Source organism: Sphingobacterium sp. JUb20, from assembly GCF_004342035.1.
GTDB classification, from domain to species: domain Bacteria; phylum Bacteroidota; class Bacteroidia; order Sphingobacteriales; family Sphingobacteriaceae; genus Sphingobacterium; species Sphingobacterium anhuiense.
The window spans coordinates 122,703-149,671 of the sequence record NZ_SLYV01000005.1 but is presented as its reverse complement, the minus strand read 5'-3'; the positions used below and the strand labels follow the sequence as shown (position 1 = coordinate 149,671).

The following is a 26,969-nucleotide window of genomic DNA, read 5'->3' as shown; positions in this document are numbered from 1 at the left end:
TTAAGAGATCTTACAATCCGTGTTCGATTATTTTAAATGAAAAAACTAGTATATGATTTAGCTATGAAAATATTAATACTGAAAAGTACACTTCATACTCTTGCTAAAAATTTACTAATGACAACTGGCAGAATAACCATTAGTATTAAACAGCAAAGCGTTAGGATATGATCTTTACCATTATTTCCGAAAAAATAGATAACAAGTGACAAAACGAGGATAGGACTAAAAATATAAATCTTATGAATGTAATATTGATTTTCTTTACTTAGATTTTGTTGAATAAACTCGTCTCTATTTAAAAGATTTGGATAATTAATTTTTACAAAATCGTAAATCTGTTCTAGATCAATTGTTGTTAGCGCTCTAGGTCGTATCAATAGATCATCTATTGCAATGGTCATATCTTTTCTTTCGAAAGAGATAGCGCTAATTTTTTCTGCAGCATACTTCTTTAAATAACTTCTAGGATCTAGTGCATAGCCTTTATAATCTGCATCATTCTCCGTTGATAAACAATGTAGCTCTCTGCTATCCAAATAGAAAATTTCAAAACTATCAAGTGCCTTATAATCTTTATAACACGATTTTATGAAAAATAAAAAAGTTAGAAAAATCGAAGAAAGGACGATCTGTAAAAATTCAATATCCTGCCATTCACTCAACAGATATATAGCAACAAAGGACAAGCCAATAAAGTAGAGAAAATAGTTGAACTTGACGAAGCTATGAACAAGATATAGTACAGTTACTAAAGCAAGTCCGAAAAGTCCACTTTTCCAATCTATTAAAATGCCAATTATTCCTAAAAGAGAAAACATAATGACAAAAATTAATGCCATGGCACTATTATTCTTTCCAAACTTTTTTTTCGAAATACTGATAGAATTATTTTTTTTACTCATTATCAATTGACTTCAAAATATCATCAATGTATGGTATCAAAGTATATAAGCAACAACCTGAATTTTTAGCGCATAGCCTCAATTAAAAAGAAATGATTCCATGTCACATTGATCTATCTAGGACAAAGAGAAAGATTACATCGTCTATGAAGGTTTATATTATTTATGAATCTTTTTACTATTTTTCTCATTCCCCGTATTAGTTTGTTCGACCGGCAATGTCATTATAAGAGGTGCCACAACCTCCTTAGGCTCTTCATCATCGACCTTCTTCAATACTTTTCCTTTATAACGATATGACTTTTCGATCTCAGTACAGCTACTGAAGAAGATAGTTGAATCGGAAAATACTAATTCTTCTCGTCCCTTCATAACCCTATCCACAAGATTCTGTTTAAGAAACTGACTCAAGATACGATCATCCTGATACACATTATCTTCATAATAGGCATCATTATCCGGGTCATCCTGCCGCATATACTGGTTAGTAAATTTGTCCAGACGATAGGTAGAAAGATCCCTTTCAAAAGTACCATAATGCTTATTAACAAGCATAAAATCACGTGATTTAAACGATGTAAGATATTCATTTTTCATCATCATGATATCATTCCATTCATGATCACTTTTCTGTTTCTTATACCCATCTTCCCCTCCATAATTAGAAAGCTGGATCACCAATTGATTATCATCATCCTGATATAGCGCTCCGGAAAAATCTTCATATTCCCGTCGGGCTTTATTGTGTACGAGCACAAAATTATTAAAGTCTTTATCATTCTGATAATTCCATAAAGTGAGAGAATCGTCCTCACTATTTTCTGAGACATATAAACTAATACTTCTCGGAAAAGTATTTTTTTCATATACAAATGGGCTACTAAAGCAGTTCGCATCGTCATTAAACACTTGCTGTACACTGTCTTTATCAAACTTGACATAGGTATTTCCATCCTCAAAACCCACAAAAGCCATTTTCGTTCCCGCGCCTAGAGATGGATCTTGGTGGGCATAGATCTCAAATAGATCTTGTTTATCCGTATAAAAAAGTAAGTAGTCCTTTTCAAAACCATAATGCCCAAAAACTGCTGTAGCATAGCCATAAAGCATAAAAGTACCATCTTCAAAAAGACAGATGCCGTCATTACTCCCGTACCGTCCACTGATTTCTTTATATCTTTCTTGATTTTCTCCCAGCGGAAGATAACCCTTCCGCTGTGCCGATACAGAAATTGCCATCACCATAACACATACCATTAAAGATGCCTTTATCATCATGTATATTTAATAATTGAAAAATAATTCAACTGCCAGATATCTTTACCTCAGTTCGGAAAGAAAATAGCATTGACAGCAACAAACTTATCATTAATATTAATCTTATCGAAATAGTATTATCAAAAAAAATCCACACTCCCCATATTCATGAAAATCAACAATTCATAATAAAACCTTTATGATCACACATCTATACTACATTAAGATAACCCTTGATCAGCGGGTTTAGCAGGGATTTCTTCCACCACACGCTCGCGCTCCTTTTCTTCTACATAAACCGCATAGTCAGCAGGTTTGATCGGTATGCCGTTTGCAATGGCATTTTCACGGGTATAGACAGCACCAAAATATAAGATGGCGGCAGTATAGTATACCCATAGTAATATTAATACAAGCGCACCCGCAGCACCATAGGTTGACTCCGTTCCGGAAGATTCTAAATATAATCCAATGGCATACCGACCGATAATAAATAATAAGGCTGTAAAAAGAGCTCCCGTGCGTACAGTCTTCCATTCGATCTTAACATCAGGCAATGTTCTGAATATGATTCCGAATAAAATAAATATAATTCCAAAGCTTAATGCAAAATTAACTGCATTCATAAAGAAAACTGTTATATCAGGGAAATACACCTGCAATCGATCTGTAAAAGCTAGAATGATACCATTGACAACCAATGTGACCATTAATAAAAATCCAAGTCCAACAACCAGAGAGGAAGATAGCAATCGATCCGTAATCAACTTGAGCCAGCCTCGTTTTGGTTTTGCCCGAACATGCCAAATCCTATTAATGGAATTTTGAATATCTCCAAATACAGTCGTAGCTCCAATTACCAAGGTGATGATACTAGCAATCAATGCAAAATTTGATTTACCTGACAGTTTCAGATTGCTGATCACTTCCTGAATTTGTCTCGCGGCGCTTGGACCAACCAAACCTCTCATTTCTGAAAACACTTTCCCTTGAATCGCATCCTCTCCAAAAAAGATCCCTGCAAGGGAGATCATAAGCACGAGAATCGGACCGATTGAAAATATAGTGTAATACGAAAGTGAGGCACTATATTTAAGACAATCTTCATTCATAAATCCCGATACTGTCGATTTAAATATGTTTATGTTTTTGCTTATAAATCCTTGTTTTTTATTTTCCATAGTTCTGATCACTTTGTTAAACGCCTAGAAATCATTTTTTATGATTTACCTATAATACTACGTTCCCGTAATACTACAATTGTGGTACAGGAGCATTGTTATAAATTAAACCTTCATTTTTTAATTCCTCCCAAAGTTGAGGGGGAATTACGGTATTCAATGCCTCAACATTGGATCGTACTTGATCTGTAGTACTAGCACCAGGTATGATTGAAACGAAATCCTCACTTGCAAGCACAAATTGAAGGGCAATAGGGATAATTCCTACGCCATGAGAAGCTCCTATTTGTGCGATACGCTCACGTTTTTCAACCATGCCTTTTGGTATAAAAGATTTGTAATTATATCGGTTCCTCCCAGCAATAAATCCTGAATTATATCCAGCACCAGAAACAAGCTTTACTCCCCTTTTTTGCACAGCAGGTAGAAGGCGGTCGACAGCATCTTCATGTTCTAATATTGAATATTGAGTGGCAGACAGACAGATATCAGGGTCCGCTACTGCAAGACAGTCCAAAATAGGTTCAATTTTATTGACACCAAGTCCCCAGCCTTTTATTATACCTTGGTCACGGTAGTCGGATAATACTTTAAATGCGCCATCTACTGCTTGTTTGAAGTAATAGTCATAGCGGTCACCAACCTGATCTTCGGACAGATCATGTACAAATACAATATCCAGATGATCAACGCCCATCCGCAGTAAGCTATCGTCAATCGAACGCTTAGTTCCATCTGCTGTATAGTCATGTTCGAAATCAAATGGAAAGGGTGCCTTCCACATGGTAGGCGGAACAGCTTCGGGTATCACTGGATCAAATAATCGACCAATTTTTGAAGAGAGAATATAGTCAGACCGATCTTGATCTTTTAAAAATTCTCCAAATCGCGCTTCACTTTTTGTTAGTCCATACCAGGGAGACGTGTCATAGTATCGAATACCCAGATCCCATGCCTTTTGCAGTATATCATATGACTGCTTATCTGATAATACTTCAAAACCAGTTCCTATAGCCACGCCACCTAAGCCCAAGCGATGTTTTTCATTAAATAAATTCTTCATATACAATTTTTATAGCCTGCTTCCTGTATAATAACCCAAAATCCATAAAAATGTTCCTTTTATGGAATAGGAAAATACCATTATAAGAAATACAAACAGGAAAGTTGAAAACAAAAAAAGAAAGGCTTCCTAAGGTCTAAACCCAAGGAATGCCCTTCTTTTCACAAAATGGAAATTAATCCTGTTTAATTTTTATATGTTGATAAAGTTCCCTTTAGTCTTTTTCTTGCAATATGGATACGAGTTTTCACTGTACCAATAGGAAGGTTAAGATGTTCAGCAATTTCATTATATTTATATCCTTCGTACAACATAGTAAAAGGTATATAGAACCCTTCATCCAATTCTCCCAATGCTTTCTGAATATCTTCCATCACAAATTTATCTTCTCCACCATTTCTTACCGAAGAATATTGCAAATGTGAAGTACTGATCTCTTCTTCTGTTGTAATAAAAGAACGACTTTTAGTTGTACGTCGATAATTATTAATAAAAGTATTGCGCATGATCGTATAAAGCCATGCTTTTAAATTAGATCCTTCTTGAAAATTACGGAAATAGCTTACAGCTTTTAACATGGTATCTTGCAAAAGATCATTAACCTCGTCATAATCATTTGTAAAACGCTTTGCAAAAACTTTGAGCTCATTTGTTTGCTCGATCACTTGGGTGTTAAATTCTGTCTTTGTCATAAAGGATAGTTTTTTATTGCTGTACTTGCATACATCTTTGTTAACACTTAATCTAATTTTATCTAGCATGGATCATTTTAATATTCATGCATTGTTGATAACATTAAAGCAATCGCTGTGCTATATCCTTTAATATTTTTTCAAAAAAAAGAGTATTAATACCCCCTAAACCACAAGTTAAATCATCAACACTATTTTCAAACAATTAGAAATGTGTATTCAACCATTGAATTTATACGCAAGAGCGGGTATTTAACCCCAATGAAAGATCATAATTTTTCACATAAATGGTTAAATTTCTTTATGGTATTGCTATTCAACAAATAAACCGTCTACTTCTCTATACAATTTACTAAAAGTAAGACAAAAATTGGTATTTATAAATCTGAAAATATTCAAATATCAATTAAGTGTTCACGCTTTGACAATAGTTATAAGTTCGCTAAAGCTTCTTTAATATTACTAGGTGTGTCGAAAAAGGTTTTCCATGGATCCTCCACTTTCTTCAATCGCTCCGTTATAGTCTTTAAATTAAATTGTCTGATGTCCAAACCTTTCTTTACTTCCTCCCAATGTAAAGGCGTGCTGATAGTAGCACCAGGTTTAGGACGTATAGAATATGGAGCTGCGATGGTCTGTCCTCTTCTATTTTGTAAAAAATCAAGATAGATTAAACCCTTTCTTTTCTTAGGATCCCGGATAAGGCTTGTTGTATCAGGATGCTCCTCATGAATCATTTCTCCGATGAGCTGGATAAAATCGCGTACAACCTCATAAGTATACCGTTGTTTGGCATACAAGTAGATATGTAATCCTGTCGAACCAGATGTTTTAATATAATCTGCAACTCCAACTTGTTGAAAAATTCGATGAGCAGTCAGCCCTATTTCAATTACCGAATCAAAATCTGCTCCATTTGGATCAATATCCAGAACTGCAAAATCCGGATTTTCAATCTTTTTATACGTCGATAGCCATGGATTTATCTCAATAGAGCCAAGATTTGCAATAAACAAGAGGGTTGCTCTATTATTGCACACTATATAATCGATATTTTTATCCGTACTTTCAGCATATATGGGCACGGTCTTTACCCAATCTGGAATTTGTTTTAAATCGACATCCTTTTGAAAAAAACTATCAGCTCCTATTCCATTAGGAAAACGATGAAGTGAAATTGGCTTATCTTTTAAGTAAGGCAATAGTAAATCACCATATTGTTCATAATATTCAAGCATTTCACCTTTCACATATCCTTCATCTGGCCAATATATTTTATCAAGATTAGTGAGTTTTACACGATGGCGGTTTATAGAAATTATCTTCTCTTTTACCCTTTCATTTCTGACCTCTTCCATGACGATCTCCTTAGCTTTTTTATCTGTACGTAATCCCTTGAAAACCGGGTGACGTAAATGATGGTCCATTGTCCACTCCGAATAATAAACTTCGCAGACGAGATCCGGCTTCACCCAAGTCACTTCCTTTTCCTTCGCAACAGATACATCTTGAGGAAACGGCTTCTTGCTTATTATAAGCCCTTTCAATTTATCCATTAATATTTCCAACAACTCATCACTAAATCCAGTACCACAGTTACCTAGATAGGTTAACTCCGAATTGTCATAACGACCCAAAACGAGAGCTCCAAAAGAAGAACGGTTTCCCTGCGGTTTTGTAAAACCGCAAATAACAGCTTCCTGGCTTTGTCGAATTTTAATCTTAAGCCATTGATTGCTTCGTTTTCCAGCATGATAAAAACTGGTAAGATCTTTGGCAATGACTCCTTCCCATCCCTTTCGTTCTGCTTGACGATAAATGGACATAGGCGTCCCTTTTAGTAAGTTAACCAACTCAATCATTTGACTTTTGAAACCTTTAAAAAACAAAGTCAATAGTTCTTTTCGCTCAGATAAAGGGTATTGACTTAAGTCATTTTCATCCAAATTCAAAATATCAAAGATATAATAATGCAGTTGATAGGAACTACCCAATGGTTCGCCTGTTGCCAACATCTGAAAATACGATTTACCTCTGCTATCTTCTATCACCACTTCCCCATCTAACCAAACATTCCTATTTAAAGCCATTAGCTCCTTCACAATGGAAGGAAATAGTTTGTTCATATTTTTTCCATTTCGGGAATAAAGAAAAATATGTTCATCCTTTTTTACTGCAATAATGCGAAAACCATCAAATTTCTTTTCAAATAACCAATCATTCCCTTCGGGCATAGCATCGGTTAGCTTGGCCAACATTGGCGACAGCTGAGTCAGCTCTGGTTCACTATTATTCGATGGCTTAGCTATTCGTTTTGACTTCTTCTTTGCTCCTACTTTTTTATATTCTAATCCTTCTTTTTTTATTTTTTCAGGAACTGCATCTTCAGCATTATAGGATACTTCGGTTGCATATTCATCTTTATGTTTAATGAGTAACCACGACTTACCTTCTTGATCGCCTTTTATTCTGACAAGAGCAAATTCTCCTTTGAGCTTATCTCCATGTAGGACAAATTTAATAGATCCATCCGCTAAACTACTTAAAAAAGTATCTTCATCTTGTCCATTTAAAGGCTCATAATACCCTTTATCAAAAACACTTACGGTACCAGCACCATAATTACCTTCCGGAATTGTTCCTTCAAAATTTGCGTAATCGACGGGATGATCTTCAACTTGAACAGCCAATCGCTTATCGGTAGGAAACAATGATGGTCCCTTTGGTACAGCCCAACTTTTTAGTACACCGGCTACTTCCAATCTAAAATCATAATGCAATCTACTGGCATGATGTCTTTGTACAACAAAGCGCAATTTTTTATCTCGTTTAATCTTTAACTTACCTTTAGGCTCTTCTGTACTTTCAAAATTACGTTTCTCGTGATATTGCTTTAGTGTATCCATGTTTTTAGTTATTGATGTACATGAAACCCTCGAAGGGCTCTATCCTGACTGAATGAAAAACTAGGTGACGATAAAGTGTTTCCTTTTATAATTATAACGCTTAAATGCATCATTTTGTTAGTTTTGGTGGACAACCTTTTGTCCTAACTTTAAAACATGAGTTATACCCTCTTTTCGATGGTCATTTTCAATCATTCTAAACTTCCATCACAATAGTCTTACATAAAAGCATGTCAGATTTTAACATTGAATACTTATATTTACGTGAAATCAATCTATTACAAAATGAACAAAATTTATATATCTTGCTGTGTCCTCAGCATGAGCCTAATTGGTTCTTTAAGTTATGCCCAAACGAAATTTCAACCGCAGGATACCGAGTTTTATACTCCAGTACTGCGTACGGTGACAACTACTGAGAACAAAGCCCCTTCTGACGCGATCGTTCTTTTTGACGGCTCCAATCTGAACCAATGGGTAAGTTCCAATAACGTAAAAGAGCAGGCACCCTGGAAAGTAAAAAATAACGTTTTAACGTCCACCCCAAAAACAGGGAATATCCAGACAAAAGAAAACTTTGAAGATTTCCAGCTTCATGTCGAATGGAAAAGTCCCGAAGTCATCAAAGGTGAAGGACAAGGAAGAGGAAACAGCGGTATCTTTTTGCAGGGTCAATATGAATTACAGGTCTTAGACAACAATAATAACCCAACCTATGTCAATGGACAAGCAGGATCGATCTATAAACAACAGCCACCCTTGGTCACAGCAACCAAACCAGCTGGACAATGGCATACTTACGACGTCTTGTATACCGCTCCACGATTTAATGCCGATGGTGTATTAATCAAAAAAGGCATCGTAACCGTTTTACACAATGGTGTTGTGGTACAATACAATACGCAGATCGAAGGAACTACAGAGTACATCGGATTACCAAAAACATTAGTTCACGGTCCAGGACCAATCGTATTGCAAGACCATGGCGATCTTGTTGACTTCCGCAATATCTGGATAAGACGTCTTTAATCAGTAAAAAAATTAAAATGGCCGAGTGAATTACACTAGGCCATTTTACATTCATATTTATAGCTTGTACCTACAAAACTGTTTTTACAGAATACAGACTACCTTAGTTTGTTCCTGAATAAGGGTTTTGATCAGCCTCTGAAAGTGCCGTATTATTGGCAATTTCCAATTGTGGTATTTGACAGAGCATACGGTAGTCATTAGAAGGAAAAGTTCCCGTTGGTGCCGGACTGCTTGCAACATAACCGTTCAAGTTCGTCACACCCCAAGTATAGTGCCCCTCTACATAAGTTGCTGTTTCCTGAATACGGACAAGTGGTTTTTGCAAACGCAATAAATCATAAATTCCAGTAACTCCCTCACATAACAGTTCCTTGCGTCTTTCCACATAAATAGCCTCTAGCAACGGAGTTCCAGAAGCGGCAACTGTCAAGCCTTTAACTCCACGAGCCGTTTGCAATCTATTTAAATAACCCAAACCCTCACCATTATTTAATTGAGCTGAAGCCTCAGCCATAATCAATAACATCTCAGATCCACGCATTAAAGAAACCTCAGGTCTCGTATTTCCCTGTTTAGCACCATTCGCATCACCATAATGTTTGTACTTATTATACGCCCATTTTGTCGACCATTCTTTAGAAGCATTTTTAGTACGTTTCCAAAATTGGTAACGATCTTCCGTTTTTTCAAACAGTTTTTCATATTGACCATCAGCAAAGAAATCCAAAAATGAGTAAATAGGCCCATCCGTATAACCCTCGCCATAGCTTTCATCCTGGTTATACCAGAAGTTAAATTGTGTTCCTCCACCTAGGTTATTAGTCGTTGTAAATGGAACTGCCCACATCACCTCAGCATAGTTGTTTGTAATCACATCATCAAATCCAGACTGATACTGTGTCTTGGTCATCAATTGACTATAATTTGTATAAGCAGTTTTCGCCTCTTGATAAGCACCTTGCCAATTGTTCATCACCGAATACACACGTGCCAACTGACCAGAAACCACATACTTATCAATGGTCCATTTATTAGGCTGTGTATAATTAGCTAATAACGATTTTGCATCCGTCAAATCTTTGACGATTTGCGCATAAGTCTGTTCCACAGTAGCTCGAGGTAAATTTTCACTTTCCTTAGGACTCAAACGCAAAATAACACCTGGTTTCTGCATAGCCAACATATAAGTTTGCTGATAATTTTGAATCAGATGGAAATAGCAAAGACCACGAATCGCTTTTGCCTGACCCATAATCTGGTTTTTTAATGTCTCTTCCCCCTGCGCGGCAGGCAACGCTTCAATAATGATATTTGTTTGATTGATGATTTTATACATCATCGTCCAAATTCCATTAGATAAACCTGTCGTCTGTGTTTTTTGCGGTTCATAAGTATATGCTGTTACCTGATTGCCTCCCATATTGGTGTGACTCACAATATCAGCCCCCCCTAAATCAACATACATCTGCAAACCGGGTAAACCAGCATATACCCGATCCATTCCTTGATCATTGAAATACAATTGTCTATAAGTAGCAGTCAATACACGCTCCAATTGAGAAGCACTTGATAAAACAACATTCTCTGAAGTCGCTGTTGAAGAATTAGCATCAAGGAAATCCTTACAGCCTGTTTGCATTAAAACAACAGTTCCTAATGCAATATATTGTAAACTTTTAACGATATTTTTCATTTTCTATTCTTTCTTAAAATGACACTTGTAAACCAGCCATATACACTCTTCTTGAACCTTGGATTCCATTATCTTTATCTGCAGAACCATTATAATTATTACCAGATAAAGCCGTCTCCGGATCAGAATAGCGATTCTTAGCCGACCCAAACGTTAGTAAGTTGTCTCCAGAAACATACAGACGCACTTTAGAAAGCCCCAGTCTCGCCATTGTAGCTGTCGGCAGCGTATAACCTAGAGAAACATTTCGAAGTCTTAAGTAATCGTTATCAAACACATAGAAATCAGAATTTTTACGGGTACTCGCATAGTCATCATTCGAAAATTTAGGTAATAAAGCCTGATCACCAGGTTTGCGCCAATGGTCTTCTATTAGATCCTGGATTACACCAACACCACCACGTACTGCTGTACGCTCCACATAAGCATAATCAAACATTTTAGAACCTAGCGAATAGTACAACATGAAGGACATATCCAACCCTTTATAATTAAACGCATTGGTCAAAGAACCATACACTTTAGGAAGAGCAGACCCTATACGTTGATAATCATTCGAAGTGACATCCTTATCATAGTTTTCCGTCATTTTCCAATTTTCACCATCACGTATCCAGTAACGCATGTTTCCTGTTTCAGGATTAACACCTGCATTTTTCACCATATAAAATTCATACAAGGAATATCCCTCCGAAAGTTTATAACCAGCACCACGGTTGTTGTACGTAAATTCACCTCCTGGCAAATAAGTGATCTCATTCTTCAACGTCGAAAGATTCGCATCAATTTTCCATCTAAAGTTTTCATTACGGATCGCATCAGCACCCAATGAGAATTCAAAACCCGAATTTTTCAAATCACCTAAGTTTGTATTCAAACCATTCGCATTACCGACCTGTGCAGAAAGTGGAAACTCTTTGTAGTAAAGCAAATCAGAAGCAGTACGGGAGTAATACTCAATGGTACCGTAGATGTTTTTCAGAATACCAAAATCAAATGCAGCATTAAATTGCTTGTTCTTCTCCCAGATCAAAGCAGGCGTAGGAAATGCAGATGGTTTTAAACCCGCTTGACCATATAGATCACTTGCTTCATATACACCCTGGTAGGCATAGTAAATATCACCGGTTCCAACACCGTTATCTCCTCTACGGCTTAACTTATCATTACCGGTAGTACCATAACTGGAGCGGAAGGATAAGTTATCTAACCAGCTCACATCCTTTAAGAAATCTTCCTTAGCGATCTGCCAGGAAAGTCCTGCGGAAAAGAAATTTCCCCAGCGGTTATCCGGATGAAAACGGGAAGATCCATCACGACGGAATGAACCGGATAAATAGTATTTACCGCTATAATTGTAATCTAACTTTCCAAAGTAAGATAATAAAGCAAAACGGTTTTTATTGGACTGCACCTGCCAGTTCTTTGTTGTCGAACTTAGTTCATATTGCCCCAATTGCATAATGCCTTCACCATAACCATAGTCGTAAAGACTGTTGTTGGTATACGATTCCTGACCGGCCAATGCAGAAAAATTATGATTACCAAAATCCTGATTCCAGCTTAAGATATTGTTAAACGTCACTGATTTAGTGTTCGTATTCGAGCGAGTCGCATTTCCACCATTAGTAAGCACCGTTACACCATAAGGAGCGAGCTGTCCTGCTCCATGAACTGCAGATCCGTACAAAAAGTTTTTAGAACTGTTATCGTCAATACTGAGGCTCGTTTTGAAACTCAAGTTATAAGGCAAGTTAACCTGAGCAAAGAAACGGGATGCCATCATCGTACGCATAAAATTATTAAAATCTTCATCATTGTCATTATTCCAATAATCACCATTATTCTGTAACACATTGGCTCCAAAGAAATTATTAACATAATCGCCATAATCGTACATGCGTTTACCTGTTTTTTCGGAGTAAACCCAATCTGTATTATCGCGATTACGTAAATAAGGTGAATACATCGATGTCGTAAACACTAAAGCACGTGCTGCACCAGAAACATTCTGTCTAGACCCACTGTAAGAAACATTTCCACCCACCTGTAACCATTTGTTGATTTGAGTCGTCACATTCGCACGGAAGCCATAACGCTTAAAGTACTGATTGGAAGCATATCCTTTATCATCTAGGTACGAAGATGAAAGGAAATAATTTGTCTTTCCATCACCAGCAGTTCCCGACACATCCATGCCATAATCCTGTCTTAGTTTTCTAGAAAAAACAGCCTTATACACATCATAATCTTCTTCATTCCAGATCATTTTCAAGTTTGGATTGATATAGGGATTACCCTTACCATCATGCAACACATAGTCTTCATTGATATGCTGAAAAGGAGAAACATATGTAGGTTCACCTTTCGAATTGGTCACCTGCTTAAGCAGTTTACTCAAGACATTGTCCGAAGCCCAATCCCCGGCCTTGTCCGATGTTAAGTTATATTTATAGAACTGATCATTGTACATGGCTTCCCAAGTATTCAGTAATTGTTCCTGCGGAGAAGCTTTTGTCGGATTTTTGACTGCATTGTCCGAAGTACCCCATGCCGATCTAAAATTCAATTGCGGTTTAGCTGTTTTTCCCTTTTTAGTTGTCACCACGACCACACCATTTGCTGCGCGCGACCCGTACAATGATGATGCTGCAGCATCTTTCAATACTGTAACCGACTCAATATCCGAAGGCGATATTGAATTCAGTTGTCCATCATAAGGCATGCCATCCACCACATATAGCGGATTAGAATTACCCGACATAGAACTGATACCACGAATTTGAATACGGGTGTCACCGCCCGGGTTACCTTCATTATTCACCACATTAACACCTGGACTCATCCCCTGCAATGCCTCTGCAAACCCCGATCCTGATATTTTCTCCAGCTGATCCGATTTCACCACCGAGGCAGATCCTGTAAAGGTTGATTTTTTAGCGGTACCGTAAGCAACTACAACAACTTCATCCAGATCATTTGATGTAGACTCCAGTTGCACATTCAAGGTACTTTCCCCTTTCCATTCAATTTCTTTAGATGCATAGCCGACATAGCTGATCACAATTTTTGATCCTGCAGGAATAGTCGCTAAAGTAAATCGACCTGAAGCATCCGTAAAAGTGGCGATCGATGTGCCCTTTACAGCAATAGATGCTCCTGAGATCGGACCAGTCGCATCTTTAACAACTCCAGAAATCTTAACTTGGTTGCTTTGATATTCAGACAGCGTACTGGCGATCGATTGGTTGAGACCACCAAATCCAAATACCATAGAAAAGGCTAAAACATGAAATAGTTTAGAATTTTTCATTTAATTTAGTTCGTTAATGTATGTTAGTGTGCATGATTCCAAGTGAACACGCAGAAACAAATAAATAAAATATTTTTAACAATAGGTGTTAATTGCGTAAAAAATTTAAAATCATTTACATAATCATTAACAAAAAAGCAACACAAACAGCATTTTCATTGAAATAAGTGCAATACAAAACTCATCACTATGAAGAGCTAAATGATAGAAAATGACCTTATTATATGATTATGAATCTGCCTGCATATACTATGCAAAATGAAAAAATTGGTAGGCTTAAAGAGAGTCATATGCTACCCATAAAAAATCAAAATGGATCAGCTATTGTAACATAAAGTTAATAAATACTTTACTTTTATTCCCTCGCCTCTCCTGTAAAACAATATACTTTTGTATCAAGATCAACCTTATTTGGTTGCTCGAACCGTACAGCCTACAACGTGGTAGCTGCCCAATGGAATAAACCTCTTCTGGAGTATTCCACATCATTTGCAAATAGCTGTAGAAAAATCTGTAACTTCGCAGGATTATGGGTTACGCAAAAGAAAGAAAAAAGCTTGAGAAGCTTTCTGAAAAAACAAATGAACTTCAACATTTTGATAGTGCAAATTTAGCTGTCATCACGGATATATTTGAACAATATTCACACACGATAAGAATACTAAAAAATAAAGATACCGCAACATTTAACGATCTTTATTTAAATGAACTGCAAGCTGTAAAGACAGCTAAGACAGCTTTAAAAGTATCTGAAGAAGTAGATCGTCAGATCCATTTCATGGCATATAAGGAAGTATTATTGGATGCGATTACGAAGACAATTCAAGCAACACTAGAGGTCGCTTAAAGTATGTCAGTCTATTTTGTAATAGACAAAAACATTAAAAAATAAGGGTTGTTCAATAATTGAACAACCCTTATTTTTTAAATCAATACCCTCATTATTCCACAGTAGCAAAAGCATCAATAATCTGCATTAACGTTACCGCTTCTTCAATGGAACTTGGATTAGATCCCATATCCTTAAAGAAATTAACTGTACTTGCAATCATAGGTAGCTGTATATTTTCGGGATGATCAAATGAAAATTCCTCCTCTCCACTTTCATTTTTCAAAACAACTTTATTACCAAAAATTGAAAATGTTAAGCTCCCCGTTTCTCCAACTATTTCGCAGCAATCCACGTTATCCGACGATGCTACATTAAAAGACCAGCTTCCATTAAAAACGATCGTGCTATCAAAAACAATTGTGCCTCTTGTTTGATCAGCAACAGCACTATCCGTAGATTGATTTAGGCTAAAACCATGATAAGACAAAGGCGTGCCAAAAAAATAGATCATCAGATCCAATTGATGTGGTGCAAGATCAAAGAAATAACCACCACCAGATATCGCAGGATCTGTCCGCCAATCAGCAGCTCCCTTAGTGACTAAAGCCGGAGAACGGCTCTGCCAAAGACGCAACTCCACCATCCGGACATTACCAATAAGACCATTATTGATCATTTCTTTAATTTTTAAAAATAGCGGAAGCTGTCTGCGATAATGAGCAACCACCAATTTACCTTGATATTTCTGAACAGCATTTGCCAAAATCGACACTTCACTGGCGTTAAGTGCCACAGGCTTTTCAACATAAACATACTTTCCGTGCTTCAATGCTAAAAGTGCGTATTCCAGATGCGAAGATGGAGGAGTTGCAATATAAATGGCATTAATTTCGGGATTGTTTAGTATTCCGTCAACATCAGCATACCAAAAAGGAACTCCATGCCTATGCGCATAATCAGCAGCTTTCTCAGCATCTCTACGCATAACAGCAAGCAGCTCACTACCCGGTACTTTATTAAATGCAGGTCCGCTCTTTTTTTCCGTTACATCACCACAGCCTATTATTCCCCATTTTATCTTAGTAGTTTCCATAAAATACGCTTAAAATTATCGGTCCATTACTTTTCTAAACAATGTTTTAATATGATCAATTTCTTCCTGATGGAGTGTCTTTTTTCGACAACCAAAATATAACGTATTTTTGAGTTTTTTATCTCCTTCCCACACCAGTTGGATCTGCCCGTTATCAATCTCAGTATTACATAAAAAATCAGGCACAACAGCCAGACCTCCACCTGCACTTAAACAGCGTACGATAGAATTCAGATTGGGGACAATATAATTAGGTCTAAAATCTGGTTTTTTACCAAAATTTAAGTTCCAAAAATTAAAAAGATGTTCCATATCGCCAGTTGTACCGTACCACTTCTGCTGTTTCAGCCAATCTTCAATAAAACCCTTATTTTTTGTTTTCAGGACTTCTTTAAAAGCGTCAATATCGACCTCTTTACCCCCTACAAGTACTATTTTTTCATATGAAAACGGTTCATGCTCAATATTGGCCGACACCCCCTTTTTAGGGGTGATGATCAAATCTAGAATACCTTTGTCCAGCTGATCAAGCATTTCGGGATACTCGCCGAAACTGATAATCAGATTAAAAGGCAGTGTCGAGACATATTGTTCCAAAGTAATCTGAAAAGTTTCAAAACACATGCCTACACTTATTGTCGGGATATGTTTCTCTGTTGAGCGCTGAAAGTTTTTCTCCACCTCCTCGAGTTTTGTTAAGGGCTCGACCAACGCATTATATAATACTTTTCCATGTTCTGTTGGGATCATTTTTCGACCTGTACGGTCAAACAACTTATTACCAACATAGGTTTCTAATGAACTTAAATGCAAACTAACACCCGGCTGTGAAATAAATAAGATTTCCGCAGCACCTGTTAATGTTCCTGTCTTATAGATCGCTTTAAAAGTGCGGTACCATTCCAAATTAACCATATTATCAAAAATATGATTTAAAAATACTAAAAGTATCATAAAAATAATACGTCTATAACAATAAAAAGATTATAAATGCTAGTATCGGTCATTTTCAATAGAACATAAACCGTTATTTTTCAGAATATTAAAAAGGTTCATTAATGCTCACCCTCCTAATTCCTATATAATCGTCTATATTAAGTTTGGTAAATCATGTACGGTATGATGTGAAAATACAAGTATCATAAATATAATACTTAATTATAATTTATACTATTTCTGTAATAACAAAAACCCCGATACCTTTGTAACAGTAAATTTAAAATAAAGCAAAATGAAATATCCACGATAGCCTAACAGCAATAAAAATAATCTGGATATTCCATATGCCCATTAAAAGAAAATTCATTTACATATGAAACATATATTAATTATCAACGCCGGACAATCATTCGCGCATTCAAGCGGACGGTTCAATAAAACAGTAACCGAAAATACAATCGCTTTTTTTGAAAAATTTGACTCCGTAGAAATCAAAGTAACCCATATTGCAGATGGTTACGATCATGACGAAGAAGTTCAGAAATTTGTTTGGGCAGATTACATTATTTACCACACTCCAATGTGGTGGTTCCAGGTACCAAATGCTTTTAAAAAGTATATTGACGAAGTGTTTACCGCAGGGCACCGTACAGGCATATACCACAGTGACGGCCGCCGCTCTGAAAACCCGGACATCAACTACGGAACTGGTGGTATGTTGCAGGGTCGCAAATATATGGTGACCAGCAGCTGGAATGCGCCAAAGACTGCCTTCACTTTACCCGGAGAGTTTTTCAATCAAACCAGTGTAGATGACGGTCCTTTATTTGGTTTTCATCGTATGAATGCATTTGCATCCCTTGAAAAATTAGAAAGCTTTCATTTCCATGATGTGGAAAAAAACGCAGACATATTACGTGATATGGAAGCCTACCAAAAACACCTTGACAAAGTATTTACCCCACAACTAACAGAAGCATTAGTATCATGAAAATACATTTAACAGCTATCATTAAAACAAAAGATGAACATAGAGCAGAAGTTCTTTCCGTACTGCAGCATATGGTAGAGCAAACCCGAAAAGAGGATGCCTGCGAACTATATAGCCTGCATCAAGGAATCGATGACAGCAACCTGTTCACCTTTTATGAAATATGGAAGAGCCAGCAAGGTTTAGATGCGCACAATCAGCAACCCTACATCCAGGCATTTGGTGAACTTGTAGCAGATAAGCTTCAGGAAAAACCAATCATTCTTGCAACAACATTAATTTAAAAACAACCGCACAATGGAATATAGAAAATTAGGAAATACAGCATTAGAATTATCGGCCATCACGTATGGATCATTTGCCATTGGAGGCAATATGTGGGGCGGAAATGAAAAAAAAGACTCCATTGCTTCCGTACATGCATCACTTGATCACGGTGTGACAAGTATTGATACTGCACCTTTCTATGGATTTGGTCTCAGTGAAGAAATGATCGGCGAAGCCATTAAAGGAAAAGACCGATCAAAAATACAGTTACTGACCAAATTTGGTTTGGTCTGGGATGGAAGTAACCAGGGAAAAGGTGAATTTTTCTTTGATGCATCAGAGAACGGTAAAACAATACCGGTATATAAATTTGCATCTAAAGCCAATATCATTAAAGAGCTGGAAGAAAGTTTGAAACGTTTGGGTACCGACTACATCGATCTGTTGCAGATCCATTGGCCGGACTCGACTACCGCTATCAGCGAGACGATGGAGGCTTTAGGAGTTCTGATCCAGCAAGGAAAAATCCGTGCAGCGGGCGTTTGTAACTACAGCGTTGATCAATTAAAAGAAGCATCGGCAACACTTACCCTAGCCAGCAATCAGGTTTCATACAGCATGCTCAACCGCAGTATTGAACAGGATCTAGTGCCTTATGCATTGGAAAACCAAACCGGCATTATCGCCTACAGCCCGATGGAAAGAGGACTACTGACCGGAAAATACTTCACAGAAAACACCTTAAAACAAGATGACCACCGCAACGGTTATTTCTCACAGTTTGATCTCGAAAAAGTAAAAAGCCTGATCGCAACACTTGCCCCTATTGCACAAAACAAGGGAGTTACCGTAGCACAATTGGTCCTTCGCTGGACAACATTGCAACCAGGCATCACTGTGGTATTGGCAGGCGCCAGAAATGCGTCACAATCGATAGCCAATGCACAGGCAATGGATATCAATTTTACTGCAGAGGAACTTATTTTAATAAATAACGAACTATCAAAATTATAAGTTTTATAAGATTATTATCCCTTAGAAATGAAATGTATTCAATGACTCGCTTTAATACATGCATTTTTAAAAAAACAAGACCAGAAGTTAAAACTTCTGGTCTTGTTTCCATTCTAAATTAAGTTACTTATATCTCAATGGTTTACAGATAACTCTAAACAGTATTTACTTAAAATTACAAAGCTTGTACTGCCTTTATGATGAAATCTGCAATCTCTTTAGGATGGGAAGTCATAGAAGCATGGCTGGCATCAAGACCAATTACCTCTTTTGCCTTTATCCTTTCGGCCATTTCCTTTTGTGTTTCAGGTGGAATCATATGATCGTTATTGGAAATCTGATACCAACTCGGTTTTACTTTCCAAGCGGGTTCATCAGCCTCAGCGCCAAAAATACTGCCATGAGTAGGTTTCTGAGACAAAGCCATTACCATTGATTCTATAGGATCAAGATCCTGTGAAAAACTCTCATGATACTTGTCATACTTGATCCAAAGAAAACCCTTCGCATCAGGGACAATATTAGCAGCACCGCTGGGCTGTTCTCTACGTGAAAAAATACCTCCTAAACTTTCACCCTTGTCCGGAGCAAATGCCGCAACATAAACTAGTCCCGCTACATTCTCATGATGACCAGCCCCTGAAATCACAGCGCCACCATAAGAATGTCCAACAAGTAGCACCTTACCTTCTTCTTTATCAATAAGATCGATCGTTCTTTCAATATCAGCGGCCATGGAGGTTAAAGGATTCTGCACGCTTCTAACCTTATATCCTGCCTCATATAAGATTTTTGTTACTTTACTCCAATGTGATCCGTCTCCCCAGGCTCCATGTACCAAGACAATTGTTATATCATTCTTTTCCATACTATTATATTTATTTTACAAAATTCAAATAACATCTTTATAAATAAATAATCACACTTTTTTGTTTGTCATAAAATAAAATATATCAAAAAGGCATTCACAAGCTGTTTCAATAAATTCCCTAGGATGTTAAAAGAATTTATCCGTCATTAATTTAAAGTTGAATGTATAGGTAAGGAAAAAACTTATTAAAATATGTAACTTAGTACTTTTTACAATATTTAGCCAAGTAATTTTCATCGAGTTATTTTCTTGTTATAAACATATAATATCTTTTACTTTTCATCAACGCTACATTACTATGAATTTCAAACAAAAAATACTACATACTTTATATCCCCTAATCAAAAAACTTTCCAGATCCGGAAAAATGGGAACAATATTGCATGCTCCTTCTGGCAAAACAGCACCACAGTCTTTTTACCAGTTAACAGCAGTAAAAAGCAATGGTATGACAATAGACTTCTCAGATTTTAAGGGAAAGAAAGTAATCCTTATCAATACCGCTTCTGATTGCGGTTACACACGTCAATATGAGGAATTACAAGCGCTATATCAGAAAATGGGCAACCGCATTGCTATCATCGCTTTTCCGTCCAATGATTTTGGAGAGCAAGAAAAAGGCACAGACAAAAATATTGAGCAATTTTGTCAGGTAAACTTCGGAGTCACCTTTCCTGTTGCAAAAAAAAACATAGTGATCAAATCTAATGAACAGCATCCTGTATTCCAATGGTTAACTCAAGCTTCACAAAATGGATGGAATGATCATGCACCCGATTGGAATTTCAGCAAATATATAGTCAATGAAAACGGTAATCTAAGTCATTATTTTGCGTCGAGCATATCTCCTTTGGATCCAGTATTTTTAAAAGCATTGGAAAGTTAAAATTTTATTAAAACATCGATTATGTTTTAGCTGCCAGAGATTTTACTAGGTATTTGTTTCAAAATCTATTTAAAATTTTTCATTAAATTCATCGCATAAAAATGATTCGACTGATGAAAAGAGCTATAATATATTTTAAGATTATAATTTTCTATCTTTTTACGCTCATTGTATTTGCCCTAGCTTCTGGTGTAACAAAAAATAGCACCAACCCTGACCTATTTTCACTAGGACTTGCTGCTACACTTACCTTCATAATTGCTTACCTCTTTACGTACTGGGATAAAATTAGTTTAACAAAAATCGGAATCCAATATAATCAGAAAAGTATAACTGAATTTGGAATAGGTATTTTGCTAAGTGTTCTGATGGTAATGACGATGACAGCACTACTGACATATTTTACTGATGTTACATTCGTAAAATCACGATCTTTTAATTACAAACTTCTTACCGCTAATATATTTTTATATTTTTTTGTATCCTGTCGTGAAGAGCTCGCTTTTAGAACATACCTTTTATGGCGATTGCGCGACAATTTAAGACCATGGCTAGCATTATCAATTGTTATATCAGTTTTTATCGGAGAACATATTTTAACAGGCACTAATTTAAAAATGGCAATATTTGGACCTGGATTGGGAGCAATTTTGTTCGGTTTAGCTTCTTTAAGAACAAAAAATATTGTCTTACCATTAGGACTCCATTTTGGATGGAATACCGCTCATTGGTTAATGGGATATAAAAACAATACTGGTTTATTTCATGAAACTGTACCTTTAGGATTCGAACAACAGGCAGAATCTACCGCACTCATTGCCTACACAATTACAATGATTTTAGGCATTGGAATTATTTTATTACTATTTCCACAATCTCAAAATAGCAAAAAAATATAACAGATTTTTATCCACAAAGTACGATTTCCATTAATTTTATTTTAGCCTCATCATAAATAAAATTAATTAATAACTGGATTCAAAAGTTCATATAAATAAAGTAAACAGTATTTATAATATTTCAAATCACCACTTGTAAGGTTAATTTTTAAACCAATCGATTGCAGCTTTTACTTTAGCATCATCAGACAGTGATTTAAAATTATCACCTGCATTGATCAATAAATCGGGTGAAATATCCTTTGCATACACATTATTATCCCTAGCTTTAATATCCCCCCCTGAGTAAGTAAAGATAAGATCATCACTAAATTGCACCAGCTTTGTCATTGTTAAATACCCTGCAGTATTTTCACCAATAAACTTAACATTAGACTTCCCTTTAAAAGCGAGTGCTGTTTGTTCTGCCGCACTACCAGTCAAAGGTCCTAACAACACTGCAATCTTGCTAACTTTAAAAGAGCAATCAGCTTTGGTGTTAGAAATTATATTGCCATTCTCCAGCATACTTCCATTAACTAATTTCACCTCAGTATTACTGTTGGCCTGTTGAACAGTAAACACGGTACCGTCACCAATTAACGGAGATAAACCACTTATTGGTATAGCATATGATCCTCCCAAACTTAATCTTAAGTCCACAATTATTCCATCTAACTTTTGGGAAGTTAAACTGCATAATGAATCTTGCAATGTCTGAGACATACTCGAAAGCATTTCTAAAGCAAGTTTTCTATCTTTTATCAATCCCAGTGAAATAGTAGGTGATGGTACTGATATATAACCATATTTGTCATTAAGTATCTTTGTACAAAATGCATATTGTTCATCATATGCATAAGTATAAAGCGACGAATCTATCTTACGATTAACGTATTTTTTTCTTCCTTTAAAAATATCATTTTTATATATAAGAACACCATGCTGATCACCGAGTAATGAAAAAAGCTTCTGAACTGCTGGAATGATTTGATATATTGAATCAGCAGCTTTAGAGTCTACTGATTTGTAAATAGTAGATTTTATATGTTTCCAATTTACAGAAGTTCTATACATAGAGTTATTCTCTAGCACTCGAACAATAGAATCAAGAACAACATGACGTTGCGCGTAACTGTGTAACGTATTGAAAAGAAACAAAATCACCGCCACTACAATAAAACGCAAATAAATGTATCTCATTAGATAACTTGTAAAAGGATTATAATATTTAGTATTGTTGTTATTAAATAAAGATACTATTTTCAGTAAATTTTAAACAATATTTTTCATTATTCTGACCGATATATCCCGAATACTGCTGGTTCTTTGCTATCATAAATTCTGAAAAATATAACTTGTATGCAGATATCATTTCTTAAAAATCCCCAATTTCAGCGAATGTTTTAGGAAACTAATCTTTTTATCTTTGATCAGGATCTTAATACAATTATAAAAATGGCACATCGCATTTACATCTATAATATCGACTCCCAATCTGGTGAAAGCTATCCCTATTATTTGGGAGAATGGAACTACGAAATACCCCCTCTTTTATTACCACTTTTTGCTTCTGAAATCAGGGCAAAAGGAAAACTATTATATGCAAACCGAGAAGCGGGAATTGTGTTATTAAGGCAATTCTACACGCTATTGGCCGATGAATACCAATTGCACTATAAAAAGGCGTATTACGAGCCCGTCAATCAGCTATTTGATTTGTTAGAAAACTTACCCTATGATACGTTCTTGATCGATGGTACGGATGTCTTCAATATGAATGAGGAAAGAAAATCAGAACAAGCGAAAGATTGGGTTATTGAAATCCAACAAAAAAATAAAAGTTACCTAAAGGCAACAAAATCTCAAAGCTTAAAACCGCTCGATAGTATATTGAAAGCATCCGGTTATCAAAATTTTCTTGAGGCTCTGAAAACAGATTGGATAAACTACGGATTAGGATATTGGAATGAAGATGTTTATAAACACGATTATGCTGAAGTGTTTGCAGAAAATGATGTAAAAGGATTAAAAGATATAAAAGGTAATATCATTACACCTGCCTACTATGATGAAATATCTGAATTTGAGGATGGAATTGCAGTTATTCAAAAAAACAACAAATTTGGTTACCTAGACACAAAAGGAACTGAAATAGTTCCACCAACTTATGATGATGCATCTCATGCTTTTGAAATTTATTACGGACTAGTTTCAGATTACGATTACGAATTTAAGCATCTAGTTGGTTGTGTAACTTCTGATGCTAAGGTTGGGCTTATAAATATGGTAGATCATCAATTGCTTATTCCAACTATTTATGAGGAGTTAACACATCTATATGGGAATTATTTTAATGCAAAAACAGGTAGCACATACACGTTAATCGATCATAAAAATGAAAACGTCATCAATCAAGATAGTGAAACTCCTTTTGATTTTGACGGGAGTGAACTTTTCTTTATAAAAATTGCAGGAACCTCAAAGCGTAAGTATTTTAATAATAGAGGGGTCTATATAGGCGATTATCTCGAAGATGTATTACATGTACTGCCCCATAACTTTTTCTATGTAAAACCAAATAAAGGGAATAAAAAAATTGAAATTATCAAATCTGATGGAAAAATTCTTGATACAGAAATAGATCAGGTAATCACACTTTCGAACTACCAGACTTTTGTTTACCGTAAGGCTAAAAAATGGTTTATTTATAATCCGATAAATGAAAATTATCTAAAAGAAGATGCTAATATTCAAAAAATTGAAATTGATTATCTGGCAAACTTCTTTAAAGATATCTACATATTATATACCGAAATTGGTAATGGAATTTTTGATGCCTTTAACAACCATTGGTTACTAGAGCCCAATGCTTCTTATCTTAAAATCGAACAGCTTGAAAAACACTTTTTAAGAGTGCACTTAAAAGAGGGAATGCAATATTGGGATGGACAGACCAATCAATTAAGTCCAATTTACGAGTATGTTTCAGAAGTAATTGACCATCATAACGATGAGCTTTTCCTCTATCAGAAAGAAGAATTGTTTTGTCTTGACAAACTGATGAAAATCAGAAAAATTACACCTGAGGAGATGGGTAAATGCTATAACCGAAAAGAGAATTTAAGGGGTAAAGACTTAGCTTTTTTCTTAAAATATTACACCGGTTGGAAATCTCAAACAGGTGCAAATTACTTTCACTATTTCGGTAATCAAAGCTTGTACGACTTAGGTCTTGATCTTTTAAAAAACAACAAAATAGAAGAGGCAATTGAAGTTTTAAAAATAGGTGCCCAACGAAAGCATCCACAAATGATGACCGAATTAGCCATGATTTATACCGATACCGAAGATCAAGTTCATGCCAACCTAGCTTTAGGTCTCGAATTATATGAAAAGGCTGCAAAATTAGGCGAAAAGAATGCCTGGAACAATTTGGGATATCACTATCAAAATGGCCTGGGCTGTGAGAAAGATATTGATAAAGCAGTAAATGCATACACTAAAGCTGGAGAATTGGACAATGGATTAGGATGGGCTAATTTGGGAGATCTTTATTACCACGGCCAATGGGTAGAAAAAGATGAAGACAAGGCCTTAGATTATTATCTAAAAGCGCAGAAATTATATTATTTCAATTCGGATAAAATAGCCGATATCTATTTTACAAAAGAAGATTATAAAAAGGTTCTACCGCTATTAAAAAAGGATTACGATGAAGAGTTTTCACCTATTTACTATGCGATTATGTATGAACTTGGCCTCGGTGGATTAAAAATAAATCTAAAAAAAGCAATCAGCTATTACGAAAAAGCAATGCAGATAGGTGTTTACCATCATGCTGTAAACCAATTATTATATTATTATAGACCTGCTTCAGAATATGCTAATGAAGCTCAATTTGCAAAATGGTATGCGTATGCAGAAGAAAATAACATCGAGATAGATCTGAAAGTCTTAGGCCTTGAAAAACAGCGAAAAGACTCGTTAGGTTCATTTTTTAAAAATCTATTTAAAAAGTAATAGAGCCATAAATAGTAATGTCTGTAAGACCAGAACATTCCATGGCCTTATAGACATTACTATTTACTGATTATTTACCACTTAACCAACTCGCCGATCCGATAAGTCAACACTCCAGTTGTTGGATTATAGCTATCTGTCGACAGAACCGGCATTGGCATTTTGATCTGATCCTGATCTGGATGATGTGTTCTGTTATGATGAGTTTTAATTTCCTTTGGAATAAATTCTTTATCATTTATCCTCAAATTACTTAAAGTCATATCAATGACCGGGATATCTTTATATCGGAGATACCTCTCTCCTAGTTTACGATCCTTACTGGCAAAATCAAACGCTTTATGATACTGCTCTGTAAAGTATATGATACTTTTGCCCATCACTAACTTCTTGCCAGGAAAAGCCATGGAACCTATGGTATCAATTTTCTTAGTTTCTAAATTTTCAACCGTGTAAGTCACCCACGTATGTTCCATATCACCCCAAGCGAAATATAGATCTTTAGGATTATATTGTTCTGGAACTGCCTTTCCAGGAACGTAATCTGCTTTTGAAAGTTTTAGGCGATATTTTCCCTTATTCCAATTAAGTTTATTTCGAACACTGATGAAATCACCTTCGCCATCACTACTATTGTAATATCCTTTGGAGCGAGTAGCGTCCTTACTTCGTTCATACCAACGCGAAAAGATCCCGCCTCGGCCTATTTGCTGATAGGAGTTATCTTTCACACTAAAACCATCAGAATGAGTTTGGATGCCCCCATATATAGGCATACCATTTAAGCTGATGTTGAAAGGTGAAATATAAAACGCATAATCATCAGGAATGTCATTCAATATTTCTACATCGATACTGAAAGATTGAAAGTCATTTACAGCGCTATCTAAAGTAACGAAAGAGTTTGTAAAATGAAGAGGTGCTAGAATCACACTATCGGGATAGGCTCTAGAATTTCTCATCTTTTTCTCCGTTTCCTTATGAAGATCGCTGTTTTCATATTTTTTCTTAAGCTCTTCTTTAGTCTGCGCCAATAGACATGTACTTGAAAGAGAAAGAAGCAATAAAATAGAATGTATTGAATATCGCATTGGGTTATAATTTTAAGACCTAAATTACACTTATTTTTAAAT

General features: G+C 35.9%; 21 protein-coding genes. 8 read left to right on the top strand and 13 right to left on the bottom strand.

All coding sequences use genetic code 11. The features are described 5' to 3' along the window. Window positions 1-92 precede the first annotated feature (92 nt). The 6 genes from EDF66_RS10055 to ligD all read right to left on the bottom strand — a co-directional run bounded on the left by EDF66_RS10055 (window position 93) and on the right by ligD (window position 8,004). Window positions 93-905, bottom strand: a complete 813-nt coding sequence (locus EDF66_RS10055) for a hypothetical protein (protein ID WP_132773814.1) — start codon at window positions 903-905, stop codon at window positions 93-95. 159 nt (window positions 906-1,064) lie between these two features. Further along, window positions 1,065-2,183: a hypothetical protein gene (locus EDF66_RS10050; protein WP_132842378.1), complete on the bottom strand. Its 1,119-nt coding sequence runs from the start codon at window positions 2,181-2,183 to the stop codon at window positions 1,065-1,067. A gap of 200 nt (window positions 2,184-2,383) precedes the next feature. Then, a complete protein-coding gene (locus EDF66_RS10045) occupies window positions 2,384-3,343 on the bottom strand; it encodes a YihY/virulence factor BrkB family protein (protein ID WP_132842376.1) in 960 nt (319 codons plus the stop codon). A 73-nt stretch (window positions 3,344-3,416) separates the two neighbouring features. Next, window positions 3,417-4,406, bottom strand: a complete 990-nt coding sequence (locus EDF66_RS10040; RefSeq protein ID WP_132842374.1) for an aldo/keto reductase — start codon at window positions 4,404-4,406, stop codon at window positions 3,417-3,419. Window positions 4,407-4,591: 185 nt separating this feature from the next. Next, window positions 4,592-5,098: an RNA polymerase sigma factor gene (locus tag EDF66_RS10035; RefSeq protein WP_168126926.1), complete on the bottom strand. Its 507-nt coding sequence runs from the start codon at window positions 5,096-5,098 to the stop codon at window positions 4,592-4,594. 431 nt (window positions 5,099-5,529) lie between these two features. Continuing rightward, window positions 5,530-8,004 (bottom strand): DNA ligase D, encoded by a 2,475-nt coding sequence (ligD, locus tag EDF66_RS10030; protein WP_132842370.1) that lies wholly within the window; start codon window positions 8,002-8,004, stop codon window positions 5,530-5,532. Window positions 8,005-8,289: 285 nt separating this feature from the next. Between ligD and EDF66_RS10025 the strand changes: the two genes are divergently transcribed. Beyond that, window positions 8,290-9,033, top strand: a complete 744-nt coding sequence (locus EDF66_RS10025; protein WP_132842368.1) for a DUF1080 domain-containing protein — start codon at window positions 8,290-8,292, stop codon at window positions 9,031-9,033. 103 nt (window positions 9,034-9,136) lie between these two features. Here EDF66_RS10025 and EDF66_RS10020 read toward each other — a convergent pair whose 3' ends face one another. Both EDF66_RS10020 and EDF66_RS10015 read right to left on the bottom strand, forming a co-directional pair. Further along, a complete protein-coding gene (locus EDF66_RS10020) occupies window positions 9,137-10,729 on the bottom strand; it encodes a RagB/SusD family nutrient uptake outer membrane protein (protein WP_132842367.1) in 1,593 nt (530 codons plus the stop codon). Window positions 10,730-10,742: 13 nt separating this feature from the next. Next, entirely contained in the window at window positions 10,743-14,042 is a 3,300-nt protein-coding gene (locus tag EDF66_RS10015) for a SusC/RagA family TonB-linked outer membrane protein (RefSeq protein WP_132842365.1), read from the bottom strand. Between the two features lie 529 nt (window positions 14,043-14,571). On the opposite strand from EDF66_RS10015, the gene EDF66_RS10010 reads away from it, so the two are divergent. Continuing rightward, entirely contained in the window at window positions 14,572-14,889 is a 318-nt protein-coding gene (locus EDF66_RS10010; protein ID WP_132842363.1) for a hypothetical protein, read from the top strand. A 94-nt stretch (window positions 14,890-14,983) separates the two neighbouring features. Here the strand turns inward: EDF66_RS10010 and EDF66_RS10005 are convergent, their stop codons facing one another. Both EDF66_RS10005 and EDF66_RS10000 read right to left on the bottom strand, forming a co-directional pair. Further along, on the bottom strand, window positions 14,984-15,967 hold the full coding sequence (locus EDF66_RS10005; RefSeq protein WP_132842362.1) for a Gfo/Idh/MocA family protein: 984 nt from the start codon (window positions 15,965-15,967) through the stop codon (window positions 14,984-14,986). 15 nt (window positions 15,968-15,982) lie between these two features. Continuing rightward, complete coding sequence (locus EDF66_RS10000; protein ID WP_310438151.1) at window positions 15,983-16,921, bottom strand: LysR family transcriptional regulator; 939 nt, start codon at window positions 16,919-16,921, stop codon at window positions 15,983-15,985. A gap of 358 nt (window positions 16,922-17,279) precedes the next feature. Between EDF66_RS10000 and EDF66_RS09995 the strand changes: the two genes are divergently transcribed. The 3 genes from EDF66_RS09995 to EDF66_RS09985 are packed head-to-tail and all read left to right on the top strand — an operon-like array spanning window position 17,280 to window position 19,178. Further along, entirely contained in the window at window positions 17,280-17,897 is a 618-nt protein-coding gene (locus tag EDF66_RS09995) for an NAD(P)H-dependent oxidoreductase (protein ID WP_132842360.1), read from the top strand. Continuing rightward, a complete protein-coding gene (locus EDF66_RS09990) occupies window positions 17,894-18,181 on the top strand; it encodes a putative quinol monooxygenase (RefSeq protein WP_132842359.1) in 288 nt (95 codons plus the stop codon). The genes EDF66_RS09995 and EDF66_RS09990 overlap by 4 nt, the downstream gene beginning before the upstream one ends. 13 nt (window positions 18,182-18,194) lie before the next feature. Next, window positions 18,195-19,178: an aldo/keto reductase gene (locus tag EDF66_RS09985; RefSeq protein WP_132842357.1), complete on the top strand. Its 984-nt coding sequence runs from the start codon at window positions 18,195-18,197 to the stop codon at window positions 19,176-19,178. A 175-nt stretch (window positions 19,179-19,353) separates the two neighbouring features. Here EDF66_RS09985 and EDF66_RS09980 read toward each other — a convergent pair whose 3' ends face one another. Then, window positions 19,354-20,046 carry an alpha/beta hydrolase gene (locus EDF66_RS09980; protein WP_132842356.1) on the bottom strand — a complete coding sequence of 231 codons (693 nt, stop codon included), beginning with the start codon at window positions 20,044-20,046 and terminating at the stop codon, window positions 19,354-19,356. A gap of 370 nt (window positions 20,047-20,416) precedes the next feature. Here EDF66_RS09980 and EDF66_RS09975 point away from each other — a divergent pair, with 370 nt between their 5' ends. Beyond that, the gene (locus EDF66_RS09975) at window positions 20,417-20,935 is read left to right on the top strand and encodes a glutathione peroxidase (RefSeq protein ID WP_207898578.1); all 519 of its coding nucleotides are present in this window, start codon (window positions 20,417-20,419) and stop codon (window positions 20,933-20,935) included. A gap of 113 nt (window positions 20,936-21,048) precedes the next feature. Next, entirely contained in the window at window positions 21,049-21,834 is a 786-nt protein-coding gene (locus EDF66_RS09970; RefSeq protein ID WP_165902414.1) for a CPBP family intramembrane glutamic endopeptidase, read from the top strand. Between the two features lie 141 nt (window positions 21,835-21,975). On the opposite strand, the gene EDF66_RS09965 is transcribed toward EDF66_RS09970, so the two are convergent. Next, the gene (locus tag EDF66_RS09965; RefSeq protein WP_132842350.1) at window positions 21,976-23,016 is read right to left on the bottom strand and encodes a S41 family peptidase; all 1,041 of its coding nucleotides are present in this window, start codon (window positions 23,014-23,016) and stop codon (window positions 21,976-21,978) included. A 255-nt stretch (window positions 23,017-23,271) separates the two neighbouring features. Here EDF66_RS09965 and EDF66_RS09960 point away from each other — a divergent pair, with 255 nt between their 5' ends. Then, entirely contained in the window at window positions 23,272-25,836 is a 2,565-nt protein-coding gene (locus EDF66_RS09960) for an SEL1-like repeat protein (RefSeq protein ID WP_132842348.1), read from the top strand. A 74-nt stretch (window positions 25,837-25,910) separates the two neighbouring features. Here EDF66_RS09960 and EDF66_RS09955 read toward each other — a convergent pair whose 3' ends face one another. Continuing rightward, window positions 25,911-26,927, bottom strand: coding sequence for a hypothetical protein (locus tag EDF66_RS09955; protein ID WP_132842346.1), 1,017 nt, complete (start codon window positions 26,925-26,927; stop codon window positions 25,911-25,913). Window positions 26,928-26,969: the final 42 nt, after the last annotated feature.